Source organism: Glycomyces tenuis DSM 44171 (assembly GCF_000427885.1).
In the GTDB taxonomy this organism is placed as follows: Bacteria; Actinomycetota; Actinomycetes; order Mycobacteriales; family Micromonosporaceae; genus Glycomyces; species Glycomyces tenuis.
The window spans coordinates 39,541-64,653 of the sequence record NZ_ATYW01000010.1; the positions used below are offsets into that span (position 1 = coordinate 39,541).

26 protein-coding genes, 1 tRNA gene and 1 pseudogene are annotated in these 25,113 nt (G+C 70.8%); 9 read left to right on the plus strand and 19 right to left on the minus strand.

What is annotated here, in order from left to right; genetic code table 11:
• Positions 1-60: 60 nt before the first annotated feature.
• A pseudogene (locus YWW_RS30155) lies at positions 61-888 on the minus strand (ISL3 family transposase); the annotation flags it as partial.
• A gap of 120 nt (positions 889-1,008) precedes the next feature.
• Positions 1,009-1,539 carry a hypothetical protein gene (locus YWW_RS0113095; protein ID WP_026930481.1) on the minus strand — a complete coding sequence of 177 codons (531 nt, stop codon included), beginning with the start codon at positions 1,537-1,539 and terminating at the stop codon, positions 1,009-1,011.
• A gap of 272 nt (positions 1,540-1,811) precedes the next feature.
• Here YWW_RS0113095 and YWW_RS38245 point away from each other — a divergent pair, with 272 nt between their 5' ends.
• On the plus strand, positions 1,812-1,958 hold the full coding sequence (locus tag YWW_RS38245) for a transposase (protein WP_425402694.1): 147 nt from the start codon (positions 1,812-1,814) through the stop codon (positions 1,956-1,958).
• A 218-nt stretch (positions 1,959-2,176) separates the two neighbouring features.
• Here the strand turns inward: YWW_RS38245 and YWW_RS0113100 are convergent.
• Positions 2,177-2,262, minus strand: a tRNA-Leu gene (locus YWW_RS0113100).
• Positions 2,263-2,418: 156 nt separating this feature from the next.
• Here YWW_RS0113100 and YWW_RS0113105 point away from each other — a divergent pair.
• Together YWW_RS0113105 and YWW_RS30160 are read left to right on the plus strand one after the other, a co-directional pair.
• On the plus strand, positions 2,419-3,432 hold the full coding sequence (locus YWW_RS0113105) for a phosphotransferase enzyme family protein (RefSeq protein ID WP_026930482.1): 1,014 nt from the start codon (positions 2,419-2,421) through the stop codon (positions 3,430-3,432).
• 43 nt (positions 3,433-3,475) lie between these two features.
• Entirely contained in the window at positions 3,476-4,573 is a 1,098-nt protein-coding gene (locus YWW_RS30160) for a C45 family autoproteolytic acyltransferase/hydrolase (RefSeq protein WP_051325755.1), read from the plus strand.
• Here the strand turns inward: YWW_RS30160 and YWW_RS0113115 are convergent.
• The 9 genes from YWW_RS0113115 to YWW_RS0113155 all read right to left on the minus strand — a co-directional run bounded on the left by YWW_RS0113115 (position 4,554) and on the right by YWW_RS0113155 (position 12,780).
• On the minus strand, positions 4,554-5,378 hold the full coding sequence (locus YWW_RS0113115) for a TrmH family RNA methyltransferase (protein WP_026930483.1): 825 nt from the start codon (positions 5,376-5,378) through the stop codon (positions 4,554-4,556). The genes YWW_RS30160 and YWW_RS0113115 overlap by 20 nt on opposite strands.
• A 73-nt stretch (positions 5,379-5,451) precedes the next feature.
• Entirely contained in the window at positions 5,452-6,492 is a 1,041-nt protein-coding gene (locus tag YWW_RS30165) for an SPFH domain-containing protein (protein WP_051325756.1), read from the minus strand.
• A 48-nt stretch (positions 6,493-6,540) separates the two neighbouring features.
• Positions 6,541-6,975, minus strand: coding sequence for an NfeD family protein (locus YWW_RS0113125; RefSeq protein WP_035698716.1), 435 nt, complete (start codon positions 6,973-6,975; stop codon positions 6,541-6,543).
• A 103-nt stretch (positions 6,976-7,078) separates the two neighbouring features.
• On the minus strand, positions 7,079-8,119 hold the full coding sequence (locus YWW_RS0113130; protein ID WP_035698715.1) for a ferrochelatase: 1,041 nt from the start codon (positions 8,117-8,119) through the stop codon (positions 7,079-7,081).
• 11 nt (positions 8,120-8,130) lie between these two features.
• Positions 8,131-8,913 (minus strand): enoyl-ACP reductase FabI, encoded by a 783-nt coding sequence (fabI, locus tag YWW_RS0113135; protein WP_026930485.1) that lies wholly within the window; start codon positions 8,911-8,913, stop codon positions 8,131-8,133.
• 74 nt (positions 8,914-8,987) lie between these two features.
• Positions 8,988-9,692, minus strand: a complete 705-nt coding sequence (fabG, locus tag YWW_RS0113140; protein WP_026930486.1) for a 3-oxoacyl-ACP reductase FabG — start codon at positions 9,690-9,692, stop codon at positions 8,988-8,990.
• Between the two features lie 140 nt (positions 9,693-9,832).
• Complete coding sequence (locus tag YWW_RS0113145; RefSeq protein ID WP_026930487.1) at positions 9,833-10,783, minus strand: VWA domain-containing protein; 951 nt, start codon at positions 10,781-10,783, stop codon at positions 9,833-9,835.
• An 18-nt stretch (positions 10,784-10,801) separates the two neighbouring features.
• Positions 10,802-11,725, minus strand: a complete 924-nt coding sequence (locus tag YWW_RS0113150; protein WP_026930488.1) for a DUF58 domain-containing protein — start codon at positions 11,723-11,725, stop codon at positions 10,802-10,804.
• Positions 11,719-12,780: an AAA family ATPase gene (locus YWW_RS0113155; RefSeq protein ID WP_026930489.1), complete on the minus strand. Its 1,062-nt coding sequence runs from the start codon at positions 12,778-12,780 to the stop codon at positions 11,719-11,721. Before YWW_RS0113155 ends, YWW_RS0113150 begins: the two co-directional genes overlap by 7 nt.
• A gap of 415 nt (positions 12,781-13,195) precedes the next feature.
• Here YWW_RS0113155 and YWW_RS35100 point away from each other — a divergent pair, with 415 nt between their 5' ends.
• The 4 genes from YWW_RS35100 to YWW_RS0113175 are packed head-to-tail and all read left to right on the plus strand — an operon-like array spanning position 13,196 to position 16,010.
• Positions 13,196-13,789, plus strand: a complete 594-nt coding sequence (locus YWW_RS35100) for a hypothetical protein (RefSeq protein ID WP_026930490.1) — start codon at positions 13,196-13,198, stop codon at positions 13,787-13,789.
• 26 nt (positions 13,790-13,815) lie between these two features.
• Positions 13,816-14,019: a hypothetical protein gene (locus YWW_RS0113165; RefSeq protein WP_211228550.1), complete on the plus strand. Its 204-nt coding sequence runs from the start codon at positions 13,816-13,818 to the stop codon at positions 14,017-14,019.
• Between the two features lie 3 nt (positions 14,020-14,022).
• Entirely contained in the window at positions 14,023-14,541 is a 519-nt protein-coding gene (locus tag YWW_RS0113170; RefSeq protein ID WP_026930492.1) for a PH domain-containing protein, read from the plus strand.
• Positions 14,538-16,010 carry a PH domain-containing protein gene (locus YWW_RS0113175; protein ID WP_051325757.1) on the plus strand — a complete coding sequence of 491 codons (1,473 nt, stop codon included), beginning with the start codon at positions 14,538-14,540 and terminating at the stop codon, positions 16,008-16,010. Before YWW_RS0113170 ends, YWW_RS0113175 begins: the two co-directional genes overlap by 4 nt.
• Before the next feature lie 10 nt (positions 16,011-16,020).
• Here the strand turns inward: YWW_RS0113175 and YWW_RS0113180 are convergent, their stop codons facing one another.
• The 3 genes from YWW_RS0113180 to YWW_RS0113190 all read right to left on the minus strand — a co-directional run bounded on the left by YWW_RS0113180 (position 16,021) and on the right by YWW_RS0113190 (position 18,000).
• Positions 16,021-16,707, minus strand: a complete 687-nt coding sequence (locus YWW_RS0113180; protein ID WP_026930494.1) for an NAD(P)-dependent oxidoreductase — start codon at positions 16,705-16,707, stop codon at positions 16,021-16,023.
• A gap of 156 nt (positions 16,708-16,863) precedes the next feature.
• Positions 16,864-17,709 (minus strand): ATP phosphoribosyltransferase, encoded by an 846-nt coding sequence (gene hisG / locus YWW_RS0113185; RefSeq protein ID WP_026930495.1) that lies wholly within the window; start codon positions 17,707-17,709, stop codon positions 16,864-16,866.
• Between the two features lie 27 nt (positions 17,710-17,736).
• Complete coding sequence (locus YWW_RS0113190) at positions 17,737-18,000, minus strand: phosphoribosyl-ATP diphosphatase (protein ID WP_026930496.1); 264 nt, start codon at positions 17,998-18,000, stop codon at positions 17,737-17,739.
• Positions 18,001-18,251: 251 nt separating this feature from the next.
• Between YWW_RS0113190 and YWW_RS0113195 the strand changes: the two genes are divergently transcribed.
• Complete coding sequence (locus YWW_RS0113195) at positions 18,252-18,986, plus strand: GH12 family glycosyl hydrolase domain-containing protein (RefSeq protein WP_026930497.1); 735 nt, start codon at positions 18,252-18,254, stop codon at positions 18,984-18,986.
• Positions 18,987-19,010: 24 nt separating this feature from the next.
• Here YWW_RS0113195 and YWW_RS0113200 read toward each other — a convergent pair whose 3' ends face one another.
• Positions 19,011-19,811: a TetR/AcrR family transcriptional regulator gene (locus YWW_RS0113200; protein ID WP_026930498.1), complete on the minus strand. Its 801-nt coding sequence runs from the start codon at positions 19,809-19,811 to the stop codon at positions 19,011-19,013.
• Between the two features lie 96 nt (positions 19,812-19,907).
• Between YWW_RS0113200 and YWW_RS30170 the strand changes: the two genes are divergently transcribed.
• Entirely contained in the window at positions 19,908-20,828 is a 921-nt protein-coding gene (locus YWW_RS30170) for an NmrA family NAD(P)-binding protein (RefSeq protein ID WP_035698714.1), read from the plus strand.
• Here YWW_RS30170 and YWW_RS0113210 read toward each other — a convergent pair.
• The 3 genes from YWW_RS0113210 to ribH form a co-directional block, all read right to left on the minus strand.
• Positions 20,825-22,975 carry an amylo-alpha-1,6-glucosidase gene (locus YWW_RS0113210; protein ID WP_026930499.1) on the minus strand — a complete coding sequence of 717 codons (2,151 nt, stop codon included), beginning with the start codon at positions 22,973-22,975 and terminating at the stop codon, positions 20,825-20,827. The genes YWW_RS30170 and YWW_RS0113210 overlap by 4 nt on opposite strands.
• The gene (locus YWW_RS30175) at positions 22,972-24,204 is read right to left on the minus strand and encodes a glycosyltransferase (RefSeq protein WP_081687448.1); all 1,233 of its coding nucleotides are present in this window, start codon (positions 24,202-24,204) and stop codon (positions 22,972-22,974) included. Before YWW_RS30175 ends, YWW_RS0113210 begins: the two co-directional genes overlap by 4 nt.
• A 438-nt stretch (positions 24,205-24,642) precedes the next feature.
• Positions 24,643-25,113: a 6,7-dimethyl-8-ribityllumazine synthase gene (gene ribH / locus YWW_RS0113220; RefSeq protein WP_026930500.1), complete on the minus strand. Its 471-nt coding sequence runs from the start codon at positions 25,111-25,113 to the stop codon at positions 24,643-24,645.

The following is a 25,113-nucleotide window of genomic DNA, read 5'->3' on the forward strand; positions in this document are numbered from 1 at the left end:
TCTTCGGCCGTGGCAGAGAGTGTCGGAACCTTGGCTCTGTCGCACTTTCGGGGGTGGCGGTCAGTGAGTGGATCCGAGCAGGATTCGGTGGCGGAGGAGCCGGAAGCCTGCCCGCCCGTACATCTGGCGCATGATCTGCTTGGTCTTGGTGTTGACGCCCTCGGTGCGGCCGTTGTGGAACGGGAGGGTGATGCCGGTGGTGACGGCGGCCCGGTCCTGTTCGAGGCCGCGGGTGAACGAGTGCAGGTGGGGCAGGTCCTCGTCGCGGACGGCGGCGATCCACGCTTCGAGTTGATCAGCATTGGATTTCTTGGGGCGCAACAGCATCGCGAAGTCGTAGACGTGTCCAGTCAGGGCCTTCATCTGGGGACAGCGGCCGGTGAGCTCGTCGACCAGTTCGCGCTGCTTGTCACTGCGGTGCGCCGGATTGGTGAGGATCAGGGTGGCCAAGGTGCGTACGGAGATCGGGCGTCGGACGGCTTCGACGCGGCCTTGGTTGATGTAGCGGTGGAGCAGGTTCGAAGTGCCTGTGTAGCCGAGCTCGGTGATCTCGCGCAGCAGCTGCGCCACCGGCACTCCGGGCTCGGATTCTCGGCGTGCGCGCGGGTAGTCGCGGTAAGGGTCGACCAGAGTGGTCCGGTACTGCAGGGCCGAGCGCAGTCGTTCGGGTGTGGGCGCCCTGGCGTACCGCTTGACGGTGTTCAGCGACAGTTGCAGGCGCCGGGCGCAGTCGAGAAGCCCTACACCCTGGTCGAGCAGGTCGTGGACAGCGTGCCAGCGTTCAAGGGTGGTCTGGGCCCGTTTGGTCGCGGTTGAGGCTGGCCCGCCCTTGGACCAGCAGGATCCATGCGCGGCGACCTCCTTGAGCGCGGCCTCGCCGAAGTTGTTGGGTCGGGTCGGGGCGCCCTGCCGGGATTGCTCCCGGTGGGTTTCCCCGACCCGACCCAACAACCTGCGACGCCGTCGACCGTGCACCCCACCCTGACCCCGGAGGAGTGAGTGCTCTCGTCAGAGCTTGCCGCCTTCGATGGCAGGGCCGGAGACCGTCCCTGGGGCGTGGAGCAGGGCCAGCGCTTCGTCCTCCTTGAGGACCTTGGGCTCCGAGATGTCGAGGCCCCCTTCGGTGCGGATGCGGTCGATGCTGCGGCGCATCGACAGGGGCGTGAACATCACGCCCGCGACGCCGACCACCAGGACCGGGATCGAGGTGACGCGCAGGATCGGCGTCCAGTTGCCATCGAGGCCGATCGTGGGGAGGACGAGCCAGCCGACGAGCATTGCGGCCAGCCCGAGCACGCCCGTGAGGGCCACCGCCCGCGCCACGCGTTCGTAGCGCGCGGCAGACTCGTCGAGGGCGTCCTCGACGGCGTACAAGTCCGCAAGCGCCAGGCGCCGCGTGGTGGCGTAGCGGAGGTACTTCAGGCCTTTCGGCGCCTCCTGCTGCGGGTTCGAGTGATCCAGTGCCTTCGGGTACGTCTTGATCGCCGTGCCGTCTGTGGCGAGGTGCCACTGGTAAGTCCGGGGCCGCTGCCGTGTCATGTTCCCTGCCTCGCCGTCGATTCGTCGTGCCTCGCCGACGAGTATGGCCCTCCACCGCCCACCGCACCAGGGGGACCCGCGTGCGCGGGACGCCAGTCGCCGCCATGCCCCATCTCGGCAAGTGAAGGATTCAGCCTCAGTGACCCGAGATCTACTTTCGCGACGATCGGGAAATCCTCACAGTCGGGCGGGCAGTCGTGGAGGTGGTATGCCCAGCTCAGGCCGCTAGGGCCTGCCCTGGTGAATGATTTCGCCTGAGGCACAATCGCCTTGTGCTTGGTCGTGGTGGGTTGACTGAGTCCGCGTGGCGGCAGATCGAGCCGCTGCTGCCCGCTAACGGCGGCCCTGGCGTGCAGTGGTGCGGTCACTGGACGGTGATCAACGCGATTCGTTGGAAGCTGCGGACTGGTGCGCCCTGACGGGATCTGGCCACCCGCTGGGCGAAGCGGGCGACCCTCTACCGCGCGAGCCTGGTCATCGCCGCAGCCATGATCTGGCTCAACCATTCGCAGGACAGGCTCTAGGCGATCCCAATGGCGGTCTTTTTGGCTGCTCGCGGCCCCGGCGGTATCCCCCGGGGACCGCGCCCGTCTGCAAACGGTACGAAAAAAGGCCCTGTGACCAGGGCCTTCGTCTGTGCGCGAGGGGGGACTTGAACCCCCACGTCCGTTAATAGGACACTAGCACCTCAAGCTAGCGCGTCTGCCATTCCGCCACTCGCGCGGGCACACAGAGAGTGTATATGGAGTTTGTTTTGCCTGCCAGTGAGGTGTTTCGACCTCCCCGGCGCGCGAGATGAAACTTTACACGACGTCTGAGGTGTCGTCACAGGGGGGTTCGCGGTCGGCCGCCCGGGCGCGGGGCGGTTACGCTTGTGCCATGACCGTGACCGCGCCTCGACTCCCTGACGCGGCGCTGGCACATTGGGACCTCGGCCAGATCTACCGCATGCAGCGGGTCCAGACCGGTCTGATGAACCGGAGTTGGCGCGTCGATGCTTCATCGGGGTCGTACCTGCTGAAGCTCTTCCGGGATGTCACCGGCTCTGAGCTGCAATTCCAGTTCCATGTGCTGCACACCTTGGGGGCCTCCGGGGTGCCGGTGGTGCTGCCGACGCCGAGCCGGACGGGGATGTCGACCATCCTGCTCGAAGGCGAGGAGTTCGGGGTCTTCCCGTGGGTCGGCGGCCGGCACCGGTCCGGCCTGTCGATGTCGAAGGACTCGTGCCGGGAGCTCGGCTCGGTCATCGGGCGGCTGCATCGGACGCTGCACACCGCCATTCCCGCCGATCGGCCGCCCAAGGTCGAGACGCCGCCGACGACCGAGGCCGCGTTGCAGAAGGTCGACCGGCTGCTGGATCTGGTGGCCGCCGGGCGCGGGGACAAGACCGGCTTCGAGGCCACCGCCGAGCAGACGCTCCGGCTGAAGCGAGGTCTTCTGGTGCGCCTGGGCGATCGGCGCCCCCCGGACATGGCGCCGCAGTATGTGGGCTATACGCACGGAGACCTGCACCCGCACAACGTGCTCCACGGGCCGGACGACGCGGTCTCGGCGATCCTGGACTGGGACCGGTTGACGGTCGCCTCCTATGCCCGGGAGATGGCCCGGGCCGCCGTGTTCTATTTCACGTACGGTGACGAGCGGGGCCTGGACTGCGACCGGATCCGGGCCTTCGCCGGCGGATACCGCTCGGTGTTCGACGTGGGCGAGCCCGAGATCGGGCTCGCCACCCATCAGCTGTGGTGGGACCGGCTGACGGACAACTGGGTCATCGAGTGGCATTACGTGCGTCACAATTCCGCGTGCGACCATCTGCTGCCGGGGCAGACGGGGCTGGTCAAGTGGTGGACGGTCCACTACTCGCAGGTCGAACAGGCGCTCATGGGACGCTGAATGGCGAGTGACATACAGTGTCGCTTCTGCCACAATGACTGCCATGAGTGAACTTCCCCTCCTCCATCTCCAGGGCAGCCCCTATCGCCAAGGCGTGCAACACGGGCGGCAGCTGAAGGGCCAGATCGCGAGCAACGTCGAGGTCTACCGTTCCCGGATGCTCACCTCGGGGCTCAAGGAGGACGAGCTCGCCGAGCGCTCGCAGCGGTATCTCGGGCTGTTCACCAGGGAGGACGCCGCCTACCGGGCGATCATGGACGGCATCGCGGAGGGCTCGGGCCAGGCGCTGCTCGACATCGCGCTGCTCAACGCCAGGTACGAGCTGCTCTACAGCGCGTGGAGCGAGTTCGGCAAGCCCACGGCCGAGAGCATTCGCAGTGAATGCACTTCTTTCGGCGGGCGGGAGGCGTTCGAAGGCGGCGGGGTCCAGCTCGGCCAGAACTGGGACTGGTTCACCGGCATCGAGGGCGCGCTCCTCCAATGGAAGAGCGGCGAGACGACAGTGCTCGGCTTCACCGAGGCCGGCGTCGCGGGCGCGAAGATCGGCCTCAACAGCGCCGGGTTGGGCCTGTGCGTCAACGGCCTGGGAGCGAGCGCCGACGACTGGAGGATCGACTCCGTGCCGTTCCACCTCAGGACGTGGCGGATATTGCAGTCGACGAGCCTGGAGCAGGCCGTCGGGTACGCCGCCGCCCCAAGGCCGGCGTGTTCGGCGAACTTCTTCGTCGGGAGCGTCGACGGCGGGGTCGCGACGGTCGAGACCTCGCCGCTCGGCTCGCGGGTGATCTACCAGGGCGGCTCCGCGCCGCTGGTGCACGCCAACCACTTCCGCTCCCCCGAGGCGCTCGGGGTGTACCAGAGCTGGCTCGAGACCGGACGGGTCTCCACGTACCACCGCTGCGAGCGCATGGAGACGCTGCTGGAGAAGGAGGCCGCGCCGGTGTCGGCCGAGCGGCTGCACGCGGCAATGCGCGACCACGACGGCGGCCCCATAGCGATCTGCCGCCACCCGGTCGAGAGCGACCCGGTGGAGCTGCGGACGCACACCGCGCTGGCGGTCCACCTGGAGCTCGACGCCCGCCGCTTCCACTACACGTGGGGCCCGCCCTGCGAGTCCGAGTTCACGACGGTCGGGCTCTAGGTTCGGGCTGCGACAGTTCCCAGCAGGCCACCGAGGTCGCGGCGGCCACGTTGAGCGAGTCCACGCCCGCGTGCATCGGGATGACGACGGTCCGGTCGCACGCCTCCAGCGCCGCGGCCGTCAGGCCGGGCCCTTCGGCGCCGAACATCAGGGCCGGGCGGCGCCGATCGGCCTCGCTCACGCTGCGGAGGTCGATCGCGCCCGCCGAGGGGCTGAGACCGATGAGGGTGAACCCCGCCTGCCTGATCTCCTTGAGTCCTTCGGGCCACGGGTCGAGGTAGGTGTAGGGGATCGCGAAGACCTCCCCCATGCTCACGCGCACGCTGCGCCGGTACAGCGGGTCGGCGCAGCCGGGGGCGAGGAGGACGCCGTCGAAGCCGAGCCCGGCCACGACGCGGAAGATCGCGCCGATGTTGGTGTGGTTGTTGATCCCTTCGAGGACGACCAGGCGGCGCGAGCGCTCCAGGATCGCAGCGGGCTCGGGCAGGGGTTTGCGGTGGAAGGACGCCAAAGCGCCGCGGTGGACGTGGAAGCCGGTGACCGACTCCAGGACCTCGGGCCCGGCGGTGTAGCACGGCGCGCCCTCGGCCAGGCCGGCGAGCTGGTCCGCGCGTTTGGCGTCGATGAGCATGGAGCGCATCCGGTAGCCGGCCCGCAGGGCCCGGGTGACGACCTGTCTGCCTTCGGCGATGAACAGCCCGTGGGGCTGCTCGAAGCGGGTGCGCAGGGCGAGGTCGGTCAGGGCTCGGTAGTCGCCGAGCCGCTCGTCTTCTGGATCGTCGATCGGGATCACGTGGTCGGGCACCCTCCGATTGTGCCCGAGGTGCTCGAAACGGAGGCGCCCCGGACCTGGCCGGTCCGGGGCGCCTCGATCGTCGCTACGCGGGGTTCGGCGGGGGCGGGAGCTCGTTGTCCCGCATCTTGCCTTCGCCGATGTCCTTCACCTCGCTGGCGGCCTGCTGGGCGGCCTCCAGCGCCTGGGCGGCGGACTCGTCGAGTTCGAGGGCGCTGGTGTCGACCTCGATGTGCTCCTCCTCCTCGGGCACCTCGATGTTGCCTCCGAAGGCGTTGCCGAGCGCGCCGAGGCTCTTGGTGAGCTCGGCGGGGATGACCCATACCTTGTTGGCGTCGCCGGCGGCGATCTGCGGGAGGGTCTGGAGGTACTGGTAGGCCAAGAGCTTCTCGGTGGGCTTGGCGTTGTGGATGGCCGCGAAGACGGTCTGGATGGCCTTGGCCTGGCCGTCGGCGCGGAGCACCTCGGCGTCGCGCTCGCCCTTGGCGCGGAGGACGGCGGACTGCTGCTCGCCTTCGGCCATGAGGATCGCCGAGCGCTTGGTGCCCTCGGCGTTGAGGATCGCGGCGCGCCGGTCGCGCTCGGCCCGCATCTGCTTCTCCATGGCGTCGCGGATGCTCATCGGCGGCTCGATCGAGCGCAGCTCGACGCGGGTGACCTTGAGGCCCCACTTGTCGGTGGCCTTGTCGAGCTCGGTGGCCAGGCGGGAGTTGATCTCCTCGCGGCTGGTGAGGGTCCGCTCCAGGTCCATCGCGCCGACGACGTTGCGCAGCGTGGTGGTCGTCAGCTGCTCGACGCCGGCGAGGTAGTCGTCGATGTTGTAGACCGCGGCGGTGGGCTGGGTGATGATGTAGTACAGCACCGTGTCGATCTGGACGCCGAGGTTGTCGGCGGTGATGACCGGCTGCGGGGGGAAGTTGACGACGCGTTCGCGCAGGTCGACCTTGGCGCGGACGGAGTCGACGAAGGGCACGAGCAGTCGCGGGCCGGGTTCGAGCGTGCGGCGGTAGCGGCCGAGGCGCTCGATGATGTAGTTCCACTGCTGAGGGACGATCCTGATCGATCGTGCGAGCACGATGACCATGAATACCACCACAACGAGCAGGAGTATGCCGAGCGGGTCCATGGTTGAGTTCTGCCTCCAGAGTTCGCCGGTATGTTGACGGGTTTCCTGTTACGTCTGTCGCCAGACGATGACGGTGGCTCCCTTGATTTCTACCACTGTCACTCGGTCGCCGGGTTCCAGCACCTGGTCGGGCTCCAGGGGGTAGGCGGTCCAGTTGTCGCCGGAGATCTCGACCAGGCCGCCGCTGGCGTCGACCTGCTCGAGGACGAGGGCCTCTTTGCCCTGGATGGCCTTGGTGCCCATCGTCTGGTCGTCGTTTCCGGAGTCGAGGGCCTGCTTGAGGAAGGGGCGCAGGCCCCAGATCGAGGCGGCCGAGCCTGCGGCGAAGAGGATCGCCTGGACCCACAGGGGCGCGCCGAGCCCGGCGCCGATGGCGGCGAGGACGGCGCCGCCGGCGACCATGGCGAGTACGAGGGTGCCGGTGAACAGTTCGGCCACGCCGAGGATCACGGCGACGATGATCCAGATGAATGCGGGTTCCACGAGTACAAGGATGTCACGAGTCACGATCCGCGAGTGACCCGGTTGTAAGCCGGAAAAGACGGTCGGCGCCCGGGCGGGACAAAACGGCCGCCCGGGCTCACCGCTAACGTCCTCGGTGCTTCTCGGGCGCCGGGGGGCGGCGGGCGGGGCAGCAGCCCTCGACCATGGGGTCCCACACCGGCAGCTTGCCGAGGCGCCGCACGGGCGCCCCGGCGACCCGCTCGGCGACCAGGTCGCGGAACATGCCGACGAGGTCGGCGCCGATCTCGGGCGTTCCGGCGCGCAGGTAGCGCAGGCCCAGGCCGGCGGCGGTCTCGGCGGCCTCGTTGTCGAGGTCCCACAGCACCTCGATGTGGTCCGAGAGGAAGCCGACGGGGCTGACCACGACGGTGTCGACGCCGTCGGCGGCGAGGACCTTGAGGTGGTCGTTGATGTCGGGTTCGAGCCACGGCATCGCGGGCGGGCCCGAGCGGGACTGCCACACCACGTCGAACGGGCCGGTCCATCCGGCGTGCTCGGCGACGAGCGCGGCGGCCTCGGAGACCTGGTCGGAGTAGCGGGCGCCGACGGGCCCGGAGCAGTCCTCCATGGCCGCCGGGATCGAGTGGGCGGTGAAGACCACGCGGGTGCGGGACTGGTCGGCGATCTGGTCGAGGCTGCCGCGCAGCTGCCCCGCGAAGCCGCCGATGAAACCGGGGTGGTCGAAGAAGTGGCGGACCTTGTCGATGACCGGGGCCGACTCGCCGACGGCGGCGCGGGCGGCGTTGATGTCCTCGACGTACTGGCGGCACGAGGAGTACGAGCCGTAGGCGCTGGTGCACACGGCCAGCGCGCGGCGCACCCCGTCGGCGGTCATCTGGGTGACGGCGTCGACCAGCATCGGCGGCCAGTTGCGGTTGCCCCAGTAGATCGGCAGGTCGATGCCGCTGGAGCGGAACTCGGCGCGCAGGGCGTCGATGACCTCGCGGCACCACTGGTTGATCGGCGAGACGCCGCCGAAGTGGTGGTAGTGCTCGGCGACCTCTTCGAGGCGCTCTTCCGGGATGCCGCGCCCGCGCGTGACGTTGCGCAGGAACGGCAGGACGTCGGCCGGTCCTTCGGGTCCGCCGAAGGAGACCAGGATGACTGCGTCGTATTCAGGCATGGATCGGCCCGTCAGTTCTCGGTGCGTTCGACTCCGACGGCGTGGAAGCCGCCGTCGACGTGGACGATCTCGCCCGAGGTCGCGGGGAACAGGTCGGACAGGAGCACCGCGCAGGCCTTGGCGACCGGCTCGGAGTCGGTCAGCGACCAGCCGAGCGGGGCGCGCTTGGTCCAGGCCTCTTCGAAGGCTTCGAAGCCGGGGATGGACTTGGCGGCCATGGTGCGCTGCGGGCCGGCCGAGACGAGGTTGACGCGGATGCCCTTGGGTCCGAGGTCGCGGGCGAGGTAGCGGTTGGCGGACTCCAGGCCGGCCTTGGCGACGCCCATCCAGTCGTAGACGGGCCAGGCCTGGGTCGCGTCGAAGGTCAGGCCGACGATGGAGCCTCCGCTCCCCATCAGCGGCAGGCAGGCGACGGCCAGGGACTTGTAGGAGAAGGTCGAGACCTGGACGGCCTGGGCGACGTCCTCCCACGGGGTGTTCAGGAAGTTCCCGCCGAGCGCCGAGGGCGGCGCGTAGGCGATGGAGTGGAGGACGCCGTCGATGCCGTCGACGTGCTCGCGGACCTTTCCGGCGAGGGCGTCGAGCTGCTCGGTGTCGGTCACGTCGAGTTCGATGACGGGCGCGGGCTTCGGCAGCTTGCCGGCGATCCGCTCGACCAGGGACATGCGTCCGAAGCCGGTGAGGACGACTTCGGCCCCCTGCTCTTGGGCGTACTTGGCCGCCCCGAACCCGAGGGACTGCTCGGTGATGACACCGGTGATGAGCAGTCGTTTGCCGTCCAAGATTCCAGACATCAAGTTCCTCCGTCAAAAACTATTGCACTTGTTCGAGTGTGGGGCGAGGCGTCAAGGCGCGAGGGGCCCGGGGCCTAGTGGCCCATGCCCAGGCCGCCGTCGACGGGGATGACCGCGCCGTTGACGTAGCCGGCCTCGTCTCCGGCGAGCCAGGTGACCGCCCCGGCGACCTCCTCGGTCGCGGCGAAGCGCTTGGCGGGGATCGCGTCGAGATAGGCCTTGCGCTGGGCTTCCGGGAGTTTCTCGGTCATGTCGGTCTCGACGAAGCCGGGGGCTACGACGTTCGCGGTGATGCCGCGGCTGCCGAGTTCGCGGGTGATGGACCGGGCGAGGCCGACCAGGCCGGCCTTGGAGGCGGCGTAGTTGGTCTGGCCGGCGTTGCCGTAGAGGCCGGTGACCGAGGAGATGAAGATCATGCGGCCGAACTTGGCGCGGAGCATCTTGCCGGAGGCCCGTTTGGCGACGCGCCAGGCGCCGGCGAGGTTGGTGTCGACGACGCGGTCGAACTGGTCCTCGCTCATGCGCAGGATGAGGGTGTCGTCGGTGATGCCGGCGTTGGCGACGAGGATCTCGACGGGGCCGAACTCGTTCTCGATCGCGGTGAAGGCGGCGTCGACCGAGTCGGCGTCGGTGATGTCGCACTGGACGCCGAAGAGGCCGTCGGGGGCGCCGGAGCCGCGGTGGGTGACGGCGACGTTGTCGCCGCGCTCGGCGAATGCCCGGGCGATAGCGAGACCGATCCCGCGATTGCCGCCGGTGACGAGGACGGTGCGCGCCATTGTTCGAACTCCCTCATGTTCTTTGTATGAAGCCACGGACGATCGTAGCGACGGCGCCGATCGGCGGCGACACGGCCTTCACGCACCGTGTGTCGGTTGGCACAGTCCGGCCGGTGCCCGCCTCGGCCGGACCGGGCCGGTCACGGCAGGCGCGAGGTCCAGGCGAGACTGAGTCCGGCGGCGGTGAACAGCAGGACGAGCGCGATGCCGATGAACCACTGCCCGATCTCCTCGGCGATGGTGCGGTAGCCGAGCGAGGAGCCCATGTCCTCGTAGACGGCGCGCAGCTCCTCGATGGAGGCGGCCTCGTAGTAGCCGCCGCCGGTCTCCTCGGCGAGGCCGGAGAGGGCCTCGCGGTCGACCGGGACGGGCACGATCTGCTCTTCGAGCTCGATGACGCCCTCGTCGGTGCCGAAGGCGACCGTGGAGACGGGCACTTCGGCCGCGGCTGCGGCCTCGGCGGCCTCGCCGATGCTGCGACCGGCGGTGCGGTAGCCGTCGGACAGCAGCAGGACGTGGGCGGGCGCGAGCTCGTCCGAGCCGTCGTTGGGGACCTGCTGGACGGCCTGGAGCGAGGCGAAGACGGCGTCGCCGGTGGCGGTGGCCTCGGCCATCGACAGCCCTCGGATCGCGGTGGTGAGCTGGGCGCGGTCCTTGGTGGGCGGCACCACGATCGAGGCGTAGCCGGCGAAGGAGACCAGGCCGACGTTGTACTGCTCGGGCAGGTCCTCGACGAAGTCGACGGCGGCGGTCTTGGCCGCGTCGAAGCGGTTGGGCGACACGTCGGTGGCCATCATGGACAGTGAGACGTCGATGCCGAGGATGATCGTCGCCCGCTCCTGGGGTTCCTCGACGTCCACGGCCGGCCGGGTCATGCCGCCGACCAGGACGGCCAGCGCGATGACCATGAGCCCGGCGGGCAGGTGGCGCCGCCAGCCGGGGATCCTGGGGACGAGTTTGGCCAGCAGCGCGGTGTTGGCGAATCGCACGGCGGTCCGCTGGCGCGCGTACTGCGCCCAGACGTAGACGCCGGCGAGCGCGGCCACCGGGATCAGCGCCAAGAGCCATGCCGGTTCGAGCAGGCGGATCAACGGGTCTCCTTCTGATGTCTAGCGGTAGGCGGCGAGGTGGCGGCGCTCGGCGACGAACGCGGCGATGTCGCGCAGCCAGTCGGCGCCGGTGGACAGGCGCAGGTGCGAGGCGCCGGCGCCGCGGATGCCGGCGGCGATGCGCTCGCGCTGCTCGGCGGCGGCGGCCTCGTATCGGGCGCGGAAGCGGGCGTTGCCGGTCTGGACCTCGACGTGGTCGCCGGTCTCGGGGTCGATGAGGTCGAGGACGCCGACGTCGGGGAGCTTCAGCTCGGCGGGGTCGACGATCTCGACGCACAGCACCTGCTGGCGGACGCTGAGGCGGCGCAGCTCGCGGGGCCAGTCGCCTTCGTCGATGAAGTCTGAGACGACCACGGCCATGCCGCGCCGCCGGGTGTGGCGGCGGGTGGTGTCGAGCAGTTCGGGCAGGTTGCCGGGGCCGGTGCCTCTGGGGAGCTCGGTGACCGCGCGCAGCAGCGAGCGCGAGCCGGCGCGGCCGGGGCGCGGCGGGATCGTCCTCACGGCGACGCCTGCGGAGCCGTAAGTTGGCTCGGCCGGGCCGCCTTCGGTGACGACGGCGCCGACGCGGTTGCCGCCCCTGCCGGCGAGGTAGGAGAAGGCGGCGACGGCGTTGACCGCGAGCTCGCGTTTGAGCATGCCCACGGTGCCGAAGTCGAGACTGGGCGAGAGGTCGACGGCGAGCCAGGCCTCGAGTTCGCGGTCGGCGACGGTCGTGCGGACGTGCGGGAGGGTGGTGCGGGCGGTGACCGGCCAGTCCATGTGGCGCACGTCGTCGCCGGGCCGGTACTCGCGCGCCTCGCCGGGTTCGGAGCCGGGACCGGGCAGCAGGCCGAGGTAGTCGCCGTGGAGCAGCCCGTCCAGGCGGCGGGTGATGAGCAGCTGGAGCCGGTCGAGGGTGCGCAGGTCCGCGGCGTTCACTACCAGGCCCCTGGCCGCTGCGGGCTCGGCGTGGCGCGCGGGGCCGCGTCCTGGCGCGGTGTGACGGTGGGCGCGGGGACCGCGGCGAGGAGCTGGCCGACGATCTGGTCGGCGGCGATGCCGTCGGCCATGGCGTCGTAGGACAGCACGAGGCGGTGGCGCAGGACTTCGGGCGCGATGTCGTCGAGGTCCTGGGGCAGCGCGTAGTCGCGGCCGCGCAGCAGTGCGATGGCGCGGGTGGCGCGGATGAGGCCGAGCGAGGCGCGGGGGCTGGCGCCGTATTGGATGTGCTGGGCCAGGCCGCCGAGTCCGGCGGCGGCGGGGGCGCGGGTGGCCATGACGATCCGCACCGCGTAGTCGACCAGGGCGTTGTGGATGAACACGCCGTCGGCGGCCTGCTGGAGGCGGAGGATGTCGTCGGCGTCGAGGACCCGGTCGGGCACGGGGGTGTCGACGCCCATGCGGAAGACGATCTCGCGCTCTTCGGCGTCGGTGGGGTAGCCGACGTTGATCTTGAACAGGAAGCGGTCGCGCTGCGCCTCGGGCAGCGGGTAGACGCCCTCCTGCTCGATCGGGTTCTGGGTGGCCATGACCAGGAACGGTTTGGGGAGCCGATGGGTCTCGCCGCCGATGGAGATGTGCTGCTCGGCCATGACCTCGAGCATCGCGGACTGGACCTTGGCGGGGGCGCGGTTGATCTCGTCGGCGAGCACGAAGTTGGTGTAGACCGGGCCGAGCTCGACGTCGAAGGTCTCCGAGGACTGGCGGTAGATGCGGGTGCCGATGATGTCGGCGGGCACCAGGTCGGGGGTGAACTGGATGCGCTGGAACTCGGCGCCGACGACCTTGGCCATGGTCTCGACGGCGAGGGTCTTGGCCACGCCGGGGACGCCTTCGATGAGGCAGTGGCCTCGGGCGAGGAGCGCGGCGAACATCCGCTCGACCAGGCCGTCCTGCCCGACGATCACCTTCTTGATCTCGAACAGCGCCTTCTCGAGCAAGGCGGCGTTCTCCGCCGGCGTCGGACGGTCAGTCGAACGGTCGGCCTCGGGTGATCCCATGGACTGCTGCTCCCTGCTGCTTCGGACTGGTGCTGTCGATACTAATTCGCCCGTACGAGGACCGTGAGCGTGGCGGAGGATCGCCGCGCGACCCGGCGCGGGGCGTCCTCGAGCGACACGCCGGTCCGCTTTGAGTCGGCTATCCGACACTAACCGGTGGTGTCCTTGGGCCGCTTCAGGTTCGCGGAGGGTCGTGAGGAACACTTGTCCGGACCGTCGCAGATGGAAACGTGTTTTGCCCTCAAGAGTGACGCGCCGCGCCGATTCAATCCGTTGCTGCAATATGTCGGAGCGCTATGCTGTGAGCAAGCCGCACGGCTTCCCCCGTGGCCGTGCGGCTCCCCCAGTCTCTCCGTACCCTCGCCACAGCAGTCGGCACCCGCCTCCCTCGCCGCACGGAACTAGAATTCTCTTCATGCCTCGTCGTCGACAGGCCCTCCTCCTTCCCGGACGCAACTACGGAGTGCAAGGGCCGCTGCTGATGTTCGCCCACGTCGCCCTCCAATCGCGCGGCGCCCACACCTACCCGGTGGAGTGGAAGGGCGCCGACCGGCTCGCCTCCGACGAGCGGACCATGGTCGACGGCGTGTGCGACCAGGTCGAGGCCGTCCTCGACCGCGTCCACGACGACGGCCCGCCCGACCGAACCGGAGCGAACGCCGATCCCGTGCTGCTGGTCGGCAAGTCGCTGGGCACGGCCGCCGCCGTCCTGGCCGCCCACCACGGGCTCCCGGCGATCTGGTTCACCCCGATGCTCCAGCACTACTCGGTCCTCCAGGCGCTGCGCCGGGCCACCGCCCCCTACCTCATGGTCGGCGGCACCGACGACCCGTCGTGGAACCGCTCGCTCGCGCGCGAGCTGCCCGGCGAGGTCTGCGAGATCCCCGGCGCCGACACCGGCATGTTCGTGCGCGGACGGCCGCTGGTCGACTCGGTGCACGTGCTGGCCGACATCGTGGAGGCCGTCGAGACGTTCATCGACACGGCGGTGTGGCCCCGGCACGGCTAGCATCCGCTTGCCGCAGAATCGGGGGCGTGACCGAGAACGCCGAGACGCCAGTCTGCTCCTCGCGGGGCTGCCGACACACCGCCGCGTGGATGCTCAAGTGGCGCAACCCCCGCCTGCACGGCCCCGAGCGCGTCAAGCGGTGGGCCGCCTGCGACGAGCACCTGGAGGCCCTCCGGAGCTTCCTCACCTCACGCGGGTTCCCGTGCGAGACGGTGAAGCTGGATGATTGAGCCATGAGCCGACGCGATCCCCGGGGGCCCAGCCTCCCGTTCGACCACTGGCCGACCGATCTGGACTGGCAGCCGATGGCCGGCGAGCTGCGCACGGTCCGGCTCCTGGGCATGGGCGTCCGGATCCTGCTCCTGGCGGTGGTCCTGTCCGTGCCGCTGGCGCTCTGGCTGGGGCCGGTCGGTCTCCTCTACGCGTTCGGGGCCGCCGCGGCCTTCGCGGCGCTGCGCTCGTGGATCATCGTCCGCGCCGTCCGCGCCTGGGGCTTCGCCGAGCGGGAGAAGGACCTGCTGGTCAAGCACGGGCTGCTGTTCCGCGAGCTCAGCATCGTCCCCTACGGCCGGATCCAGCTGGTCGACCTCAAGGCCGGCCCGATCGAGCGGGTGTTCAGCCTGACGACCGTGCAGATCCGCACCGCCGCGCTCGGCGCGGTCACCGAGATCCCCGGGCTCGACCCGCAGGTCGCCGAGGGGCTGCGCGACCGGCTGTCGGCGCGCGCCGCCGAAGTGCGGGAGGGCCTGTGAGCGGCGGGGCTCGGCCGCCGGGCCGGGACGAGACCGGCGAGGCGCCGCCCGAGGAGTGGCCGGCGCCCTCGATCGCGCCGGTGCCGATCGGGCCGGGCATGGCCTCGGTGGCGCCGGTGGAGATCCCGGGGCGCCGCCTGCATCCGCTCACGCCGCTGCTCGAGAGCTTCCGGCTGCTCATCGCCGTCGTCCTGGCCTCGTCGTGGCAGATGTACGTGCAGGAGAACATTCGCGTCGGCGTCGTCATCGCGATTCTCGCCGGGACCTTCGGGGCGGTCAGCGGGCTGCTGTCGTGGCTGTTCACCGGCTACCGCGTCGTCGGCGGCGAACTCCAGATCAGCGAGGGCGTCCTCATCCGCAAGAGCCGCACCCTGCCGTTGGAGCGGCTCCAGGGCATTGAGGTCGCCCAGCCGCTCCGCGCCAGGATCTTCGGCCTCGCGCAGCTGCGCATCGAGGTCGCCGGGGCCTCCGAGACAGAAGCGCCGCTGTCCTATCTCAAGCTCGGCGAGGCCCGGGAGCTGCGTGAACAGCTCTTGGCGCTGTCGGGGCGGGGCGGCGCTCCGGTCGCCGAAGCGGCGGCCGAGGCGGCGCCGGAGACCGCGGAGGGGACGCCGATCGCGCGCGTCGGCGCGGCACGCCTGGCCGCCGGGACGGTCCTGGAGTCACTGCCGCCGACGCTCATCGCCGTGGCCCTGCTCGTCGGTCTCGGTGCGGTCCTGAACACGGTGCTCAACGCCTACGGGGTCGAGTCCGAGGTGTGGCAGGCCGCGGGCGTGCCGTTCCTGTTCGGCCTGCTGACCGCGGCGCTCCAGACCGGTTCGGGGATCCTGCGCAACTGGGGCTTCACGCTCTCCCGCGTCGACGGGCGGCTGCGCGTCGAGCGCGGCCTGACCGAGAAGAACAGCAACACCGTCCCGCTCGGGCGGGTCACCGCCGTCAGCGTCCAGACGCCGGTGATGTGGCGGCTCAAGGACTGGCGGCGCGTCCAGGTCTCGACCGCCTCGATCGCCCAGCAGGGCGCGGAGGGCATCGTGCACGGCAGCGCGCTGCTGCCGGTCGGCACCGTCGCCGAGGCCGAGCTCGTCGCGGGCACCGCTCTGCCGGGGATCACCTGGCCGGCGGTGACCGCGACGCTCACCAGGCCGCCGCGGCGGGCGCGGTGGCGCACGCCGCTGACGTGGCGCCTGCGCGGCGCCGGGCTCGGCGAGGACGTCTTCGCGGTCCGCTACGGGCTGGTCAAGACCGTCACCGTGGCCGTGCCGTACGCGCGCATCCAGCAGGTCGAGGTCACGCAGGGGCCGCTCCAGCGCGCGCAGCGCCTGGCGACGGTCCGCGCCAGGATCGCCGGGAGCGTCTCCCACGACCCGGTGGCGCTCCACCGGGACGCGGCCGAGGCCGTGGCGATGGCCGCCGAGCTGCGCCGGCGGGCCGACGCCGCCGCGGCGGCCGAGCAGCCGCGGCTGAGCTGAACGACCGCGTTCAAGCCGGCTCGGCCCTGAGCACCTGCCACATGGTGGGAATGCCCTCGGTGGTCCAGACGGCGACCCGGTTGCGGACCCACGCCGGGTCGGTCGCCTGGGCGAGCAGGCATGCGGCCAGGTCGTTGCGGCTGGTGTAGACGCCGTCCGCGTAGCGCTCCCGCAAGGCGTAGTCGCTCACCGCGTCGGTGTCGAACAGTCTGGAGGGGCGCAGGACGGTCCATTCGAGCCCGCTCGCCGCGAGGCGCTCCTCCATCTCCCGCATGTCGGTGTAGGTCGTCTTCCCGATCGTCCCGGTCACCAGCGGCTGGATGACGCGGTTGAGCAGGAAGCCGCCGTCGGCGTGGAGGTGCGGCTCCACGGCGCTGGAGGAGACCGCGACGATGCGGGCCACGCCGTGGGTCCGCATCCCGGCGATGATGTTGGCGACGCCGGTGCTGTAGGTGGTGATCGGCTTGCGGCTGAAGGCGACCCCGAGCGTGGAGAGCACCGCGTCGGCGCCGTCCACGGCCGCGGCGACCGCGTCGGCGTCGTAGACGTCGCCGGCGAGGACGTCGAGTCGCCGGTGGGTGATCGGGAACGCCCGGGGGCGGCGCGTCACCGCCCGCACGCGGTGCCCCGCGTCCAGCGCCTGCCGGGTGAGGTGGCGGCCGGTGCCGCCGTTCGCTCCGAAGATGACGAGTCGCATGCGCGTCGGCCTCTCTGTGGTGAGTGTGTCGTTCGACCTGTCACCGATCAGAGAGTGAACGCGCGCCTCGAATGTGCCGGGAACGTGGTGTGAGTCTCCTCACCGGCCGCATGCGCTTGCGGCGGTGGCGCGTGGGGCGCCCGCGGGGGCGGCTCCTCAGAGGCGGCAGGCGTCGATGTTGGAGGCCAGGATGCCGCGGGCGCCGAGTTCGTAGAGCGCGTCCATCACGCGGTGCAGGTCGCTTCGCTCGGTCATCGACTGGACGGCCACCCAGCCTTCCCGATGCAGCGGCGAGACCGTCGGCGACTCGATGCCGGGGGTGAGCTCGACGGCCTGCTCCAGGATCTCGGCGCGCACGTCGTAGGCGAGCATGACGTAGGAGCGGGCCACCAGCACGCCGCGCAGGCGGCGCAGCAGCTGGTCGACCGCGGCGGCGTCGCCGTTGCCGCTCTTGCGGACCAGGATGGCCTCGGAGCGCATGATCGGTTCGCCGAAGACGGCCAGTCCCGCCTGCTTGAGGGTGGTGCCGGTCTCGACGACGTCGGCGATCGCGTCGGCCACGCCGAGGGCGATGGCGTTCTCGACCGCGCCGGCGAGCTTGATGATCTCGGCCTCGACGCCGTGCGCTTCGAGGTCGCGGCGCACCACGCCCGGGTAGGAGGTGGCGATGCGGCGGCCGTCGAGCCCGGCGACCGAGTCGACGGCGCCGGAGCGGGCGGCGTAGCGGAACGTGGAGCGGCCGAAGCCGAGGGCGAGGACCTCCTCGACCTCGGCGCCGGAGTCGACGGAGAGGTCGCGGCCGGTGATGCCGAGGTCGAGGTCGCCGGAGGCGACGTAGGTGGCGATGTCGCCGGGGCGCAGGTAGAAGAACTCGACCTCGTTGTCGGCGTCGAGGACCTGGAGGTCGCGGCTGGACCGGCGCTGGCGGTAGCCCGCCTCGGTGAGCATGTCGATGGCGCCTTGGGACAGCGAGCCCTTGTTGGGCACGGCTATGCGGAGCATGTGATGGGCCTTTCGGAGACGGACTGCTTAGAGGTGCTCGTAGACGTCGTCGAGGCTGACGCCGCGGGCGATCATCATGACCTGCAAGTGGTAGAGCAGCTGGGAGATCTCCTCTGCGGCGGCGTCGTCCGACTCGTACTCGGCGGCCATCCAGACCTCGGCGGCTTCTTCCACGATCTTCTTGCCGATGGCATGGACGCCCGCGTCGAGGGCGGCGACGGTCGCCGATCCCTCGGGTCGGGTGAGTGCTTTCTCGGCGAGTTCGGCGTAGAGCTGCTCGAAGGTCTTCACGGATCGGAATTCTACGTGCCCGGCCGGGCGTGGCGACGCCGACAGTTGCGGGGACCGTCAGGCGGGACGGACAAGGGTATTGATGATCTTAACTATCGGGATATATGATGGATCGCGCAACTAGGCGTCCGATTTGTCACTTTTGTTGGACGCCAGGTCGACAGGCGGCCCGCGGGCCGCGACGAGGACGGCGGCGGAGCCGGCGCGGCGAGCGCCGCGGCACCGCCGCCCCGACAGGAAGGCAGGACGACATGCGACGCAGATCGCTCTTCACCGCCGGCGCGGCGGCCACGGTGGCCGGCGCGGCGGCGGTCGGCGCCCTCCCGGCATGGGCGCGCACCGGCGACGGCTCCGAGGCGGGGACGGCCCAGGTCTGGGAGTCCGAGGAGCAGTGGGGCCAGTGGCAGGACGGCGACTTCACGCTCTACAACAACCTGTGGGGCCAGGGCTGGGGACACCAGCGGATCTGGGCCAACTCCCACGCGAACTGGGGCGTGAACGCCGACCACCCGAACACCGGCGGGATCAAGTCCTACCCGAACGTGTCCTACACGCTCGGGCGCAACGTCTGGGAGATGGGCGACGTCCAGAGCTCGTTCCAGCTGACGGTGCCGGGAGGGGCCGACGGGCTGGCGTACAACACCGCCTACGACATCTGGGGCGACGGCCACGCGCACGAGATCATGCTGTGGGTGAACTGGTCGGGGCCGGTCGGCCCGATCGGCTCGCAGATCACGACGGTCGACGTCGGCGGGCACTCCTGGGACTACTACCAGGGTTCGAACGGGGCCAACGACGTCTACAGCTTCCTCATCCACGACCACACCTCGGCGGCGACGATCGAGCTCACGCCGATCGCGCAGTGGCTGGTGGAGCAGGGCTACATGCCTGAGGTGCGGATCGACCAGATCCAGCTGGGCTGGGAGATCACCTCGGCCGCGGGCGGCTTCGACTTCACCGTCGACGACTACTCGCTGTCCGTCTAGCGGATCGCGAACCGGCCGCGGCCCTCACGCCTTGGCGGGCGCCGCCGTGGGGGCCGCGGTCTTGCGCTTCTCCCGGAATGCCTTCTGGCGACAGGCCGCCGAGCAGTATTTGGGCGGGCGGCCGGCGCCGGCGGCCTCGATCGGATCGCCGCACTGCCGGCAGCGCCGCTCGGTTTCGTCGCCGGAAACGGTCCAGTTTTCGTTACGTTTCTCGGCAGCCGGCCAAGTTTCGTTACTGATTTCGGTGTTTCGTTCCATCGTCGGGCGCAGGCCTTCCCACAGCATGTCGGCCAGGCGGTGGGCCCGCTCAGAAGAGCCGAGCGCCGTCGCCATCGCCACGAAACCGGGCAGCAGCGCCATGACGTCCCTGTGCGTCACGTCGGCGCGGACGGCGCCGGCCCGCTGGGCGCGGGCGAGCAGCTCGGCGAACGGTGCGTCGATCACGCACTTCCCCTCCAGCTTCGACGGCTCGGTCCACTCCCCCCTGCCCGCCAGCGCCTCGCACAGCGCGCGGTTCTCCAATGCCTGGTCGGCGGCGTAGCGGAGGAAGTCGAAGAAGGCCTCGCCGGGCTCGGCGCGGCGTCCCGCGGCCCAGGCGCGCTCGCCCAGGTCGACCAGCCTCCGATCCAGGACCGTCGCCATGAGCGCGTCCTTGGTCGGGAAGTGCCGGTAGACCGTCCCGGCCCCGAGGCCCGCGGCGGCGGCGATCTCCCCCAGCGTCACCGCGGTCCCGCGCTCGGCCACCAGCCGGTCGGCCGTGTCCAGGACGTTCTGCCGGTTGCGCTGGGCATCGATGCGCTCACCGCGTTGAGTGACCGACGGCACTTTTCCACCTCCTTGGGTTCGACAATTAAGCGGGTGTAGTGTTCCGTTTAATTATCCGGGTCGCAAAACCCGATTCTATCCTGGAAGGAATCCCCCATGCACTCCACCGATCGAACCATCCTCGTCACCGGCGCCACCGGCCGCCAGGGAGGCGCCGTCGCCGCGCGACTCCTGGCCGAGGGGTGGAAGGTCCGAGCGCTCACCCGCGATCCCGAGGGGAAGCGCGCACTGCAGCTGAGCGAGGCCGGCGCCGAGGTCGTCGGCGGCGACCTCGACGACCGCGACTCGCTCGACAAGGCCGTCGAAGGGGCCTGGGGCGTCTTCGGCGTCCATGCGGGCGGCTACGAGGGCGGCCCGTACAGCCACGACCCCGACCACGAGGCCCGCACCACCGCCAAGCTCGCCGCAGCCGCCGCGGCCGCCGGCGTCCGGCACGTCGTGCACTCCTCGGGTGTGGGCACCGACACCCCGCTCGCCGCGGAGATGCCCATGCTCCAGTACAAGGCGGCGGCCGAGACGCGCTGGCGCGAGAGCGGACTGTCACTGACCGTCCTGCGCCCCACGGCGTTCATGGAGAACAATTTCGACTCCCCCCGGGAGCTGCGGGACGGCAGGCTGGTCACGGCGCTCCTGGAGGACACGTACGAGCCGCTCATCGCCGCGGCCGACATCGCCGCGTTCGCGGCGTTGGCCTTCGCCGATCCCGAACGGCACCGCGGCGAGTCCTACACGCTGGCCGGGGACAACCTGACGCAGGGCGGCAAGGCCGAGCTGATCGGCCGGGTCGTCGGACGCGAGGTGCCCTACGTCGGCATCCCGATCGAGCAGGTGCGCGAGGCCGATCCCGGATCGGCGAGGATGCTCACGGCGATCAACGAGCACGTGATCGAGGTCGACATCCCGGCACTGCGGAAGATCCACCCGGGCCTGCTCACCTTCGAGGAGTGGATGCGCGGCATCGGCAAGCCCATGGTCGACGCCTACTTCGCCCGCGTGGACGCGGCACAGGGCGCCTAGTCGCGACCGGCATCGTCCAAAATCCAGTCCGAGGGCAGGCCGCGCACGTCGGCCTGGTCGCCTTCGGCGGTGATCTGGACCTTCGCCGTGCCGAGCCGCAGTTCGGACAGGGTGAGCCGCCCCCACCGCTCGGGCAGGTGCGGCGCCAGGCGCAGGCTGCGCCCGGGCACGTGCGGCTCCAGGCCCAGGGTCGAGCGGACCAGGAGCAGCGGCGTCGCGGCGGCCCAGGCCTGCGGCGAGCACGAGGACGGGTACGGCAGCGGCGGGGCGAACTGGTTGCGCCCGAATCCGCAGAACAGCTCGGGCAGCCGGTCGCCGAAGGCGGTGGCGGCGTCGAGCAGGCCGTTGATCAGCCGGTGCGCGAGCTTGACCGCGCCGGGCAGGTGGGCGTAGCGCAGCAGCCCGGCCGTAGCGATCGCGGTGTCGTGGGGCCAGACCGAGCCGTTGTGGTAGCTCATCGGGTTGTACGAGGTCATCGCCTTCGACATGGTCCGCAGCCCGTAGCCGGTGTCCATGTCGTCGGTCGACAGGTGCGCGATCAGCGCCTCGGCGTGTGCGTCGTCGGCGATGCCGGTCCACAGCGCGTGCGCGGTGTTGCTGGTGAGCGAGTCGACCGGCCGCTTGGCGCCGTCCAGCGCCAGGGCGTACCAGCCGTGCTCGGGCAGCCAGAACCGCTCGGCGAAGGCCTCCCGCAGCTGCTCGGCCCGCGCGCGGCAGTGGCGCGCGGTCTCGGGGTCCTCGAAGGCGTCGGCCAGTTCGGCCCGCGCCGTCCAGGCCGCGTAGGCGTAGCCCTGGACCTCGCACAGCGCTATCGGCGTGTTCCCCGGGCTGCCGTCGGCGAAGCTGATCGCGTCGAAGCTGTCCTTCCAGCCCTGGTTGGCCAGGCCCTGGTCGGTGGCCCGCTGGTACTCGATGAACCCGTCGCCGTCGCGGTCGCCGTACTGCTCCATCCACTCCAGGGCCGCGTCGGCGGCGGGCAGGAGCCGGCGCACCGTCTCGGGGTCGGCGCCCCAGCGCCACGCCTCGACCAGGAGCATCACGAACAGCGGCGTGGCGTCGACGCTGCCGTAGTAGTGGTTGCCGCCGAGCGCGTGCTTGCTCTCGGGGCCGAGCCGCAGCTCGTGCAGGATCCGTCCGGGCTCCTCCTCGGTGCAGGGGTTGATCCGCTGCCCTTGGGTGGCGGCGAGGATCTCCAGCGTGCCCATCGCGAGGTTGGCGTCGAGCGGCAGCGACATCCAGGCCGTCAGCAGGCTGTCGCGGCCGAACAGGGTCATGAACCACGGCGCCCCGGCGGCCACGAACGGCGTGCCGGTGCGCTCGTCGGCTATCTGGAGCGCGCCGAGGTCGGTCTCGGTCTGGGACAGGATCGCCGCCGAGGCCGGGTCGTCGACCTCGATGGGGGTGCTCCCCTGGCGCCAGGCCCGCATCTTGCGGGCCGCGGCGCTGGAGTCGATGCGCTCGCCGCGCTCGAAGCCCGGCGTGAGCTTGCGGCCGGCCACGACCGGTTCGGCCACGATCTCCGAGCTCCAGCGCTCCCGGGGGCCCACCACGACCTCCCAGCTGAGCGCGCCCGGCGTGGCGTCGGGGTCGGCCGTGGCACTGATGCGCAGCTGGCGGCCGATGTCGGAGTGGGCGGTGAGCCACAGTTCCGAGCCGTTCGCGGCCCCGTCGGCGCCGCCGGTGGAGGCGCGGCCCTCCTTGACGGCGAACAGGTCGGCGAAGTCGGCGTCGATGAGGAGCGTGACCGAGCAGGAGGTGGCCTCGCGCCCGAGGTTCTCGATGGTGATCGTCTCGCGCAGCCCGTCGCCGACGAGGCGCTCGCGGATCACCAGGAGGGTGCTGTCGGCCTTGCCGGGCAGGGGCGGGCGGCGCAGGACGAACCTGCCCGCGAAGGCGTCCATGCCGAGCACGGTCAGCGGCTGGAGGCGGCGCCCGTCCAGGTGCAGCTGCCAGCGCGAGAGCACCCGGGCGTCGCGCACGAACAGGCCCTGCGCCGCCCCGGGGGTGACGTCGCCGTTGCGGTCCGACAGGCAGAAGGTGGCCCCCTCGACGAGGGTGACCACCTCCGTGGTCCCTTGGGTCGGCACCGGCTCGGTGGTGTTGAACGCCTGCGGCCGGGCCGACCCGGGATCGTTGCTCGGGCTCATGCGGCGCCCGCCGAGCGCGGACGTTCGGCCACGCGGCTGCTCAGCGGCGGGCGGCTGCCGCGCGCCACCGACTGGCGTTCGCGACCGTGGCGCCGGTCGAGCCCGGCCTCCAGGTCGACGTAGGCGCGGCCGCGCCGCGGCTGCGGCTCGGCGACCGGGCGCCTGGCCTGCAGGACGCGCCGGTAGACCTCTTCGTAGGCCGTGCCGAGGCCGGAGATGTCGAAGTGCTCGGCGACGCGTCTGCGGCACTGGTAGGGATCGATGCGGTCGAGGCGGCGCAGCGCGTCGGCCAGTTCGGACGGTTCATCGCAGATGTATCCCGTGCGGCCGTCGACGACGACCTCGGGGACGGCGCCGCCACGGAGTGCGACCACCGGAGTACCGCATGCCATGGCTTCGATCATAACCATGCCGAACGGCTCTTCCCACTGCACCGGGAACAGCAGGCAGCGCGCTTCGGAGAACAGCCGCCGCTTGTCCTGGGAGTCGGCCTCGCCGAAGACGATGTCCTCGGGTGTCAAGCGCGGCTTGACCTCCCGCTCGAAGTAGTCCTTTTCGATCGCTTCGGCGCACTTGCCGGCGAGGATCAGCGGCATCCCGACCGCGTGCGCCGCGTCCAGCGCCAGGTGCGGCGCCTTGTTGGGGTGGAACCGCCCCAGGAAGAGGCCGTACCGTCCCTTGTCGCGCCGGAACGGGAAGGTCTCGGTGCTGATCGCGTTGTGGACTCTGCCGGCCCAGTTGAGGCCCGGCGCGAGCTCGCGCTGCCGCTCCGAGATGGCAACGAGCTCGATCTCCTTGCCGATCGCCTGGTAGAAGGTGTGCAGGTCCTCGTCGACGGGGCCGTGCATGGTGACCACCGTGGGCAGACCCAGGGCCTGGTAGGCGATCGCGTTGAGCGGCCCGGCGCCGGTGTGCTCGTGGACGACGTCCAGGCCCGGTCCGGCGGCGAGCTCGCGGATGGCATTGCGGGCCAGCGCCGCCTGGAGGATCTCGGGCATCGGCTCGCCCAGGCGCTCGGGGATCGGGCGCGGCCAGACCGAGACGAAGTCGGCCTTCGTGCCGTTCTCGCCGACGCCGATCAGCGTCACGTGGTGGCCCCGCTTGACCAGGGCGTCGGTCAGGTCGGCGACGACGGACTCGACGCCGCCGTAACCGCCGGGCGGGACCGAGAAGTACGGCGGCACCACCATCGCCACGCGCAGCGGCCGGCCGTCGGGCTCCCCCGTCATGTGCTCGCCGGTGCCGAGCACCCCCCGTGCGCCCTCGTCGGCCGTCAGTTCGCGAATGCCTGTGAACACAGCTTCCTCCCACCTCTGAGTCGTCTTGCCGCCAGGCCGCTCATGAGTGGTGTCTCCGCTCGATCGGTCCCTGAGTTGGACTGACGCCGGCCCGGCCAGCACCCATGCACACAGAGTGAGGATTTCACTACTGCGTTCGGGGCAACTCTACAACGAGGCGACGTAGATCACACTTTTTCGGGGTTTCGGAGCAGCGCTTTCAGTGACGCGGCGTCGCACCGCCGCCGAGCGATCGCAAGTGGGCAGAAGTGACCGAAGACGGTCGCGACGGCAGCAAAAGCTCCGCAAAGGACCGATTCGGCCGGGGGTCCGGACGGCGCGGGAGAGGGGCGCGGCCGCCGTCGCGGCCACGCCCCTTCGCGAGTCGCGTCAGGACAGTGACCGGACGGCCAGGGCCGCTCCGAGAGCGGCGATCACCGCCTCGTAGCCCTTGTCCTCGGCCGAGTCCGGGTAGCCGGCCCTGGCGACGGCCTGGTCGAGGTCGTCGACGGTGAGGACTCCGTGGGCCACCGGCGTCGACTCGTCGAGCGCCACCCGGGTGAGCCCTTCGGTGACGGACTTGCACACGTATTCGAAATGGGCGGTGCCGCCGCGGACGACGACGCCGAGGGCGACCACGGCGTCGAAGCGCCTGGCCAGGGCCTGGGCGGCGATCGGCAGTTCGACCGCGCCGGCCACCCGCAGCACCACCGGTTCGGCGCATCCGGCCTCGGCCGCGGCGGCGCGGGCGCGGCCGAGCATCTGTTCGATCAGTTCGGCGTTCCATTCGGTGGCGGCGATGCCGAGGGTCAGGCCCGCCGCGTCGGGGACGCGCGCCTCGGGCGCTCCTTGTCCGGCCAT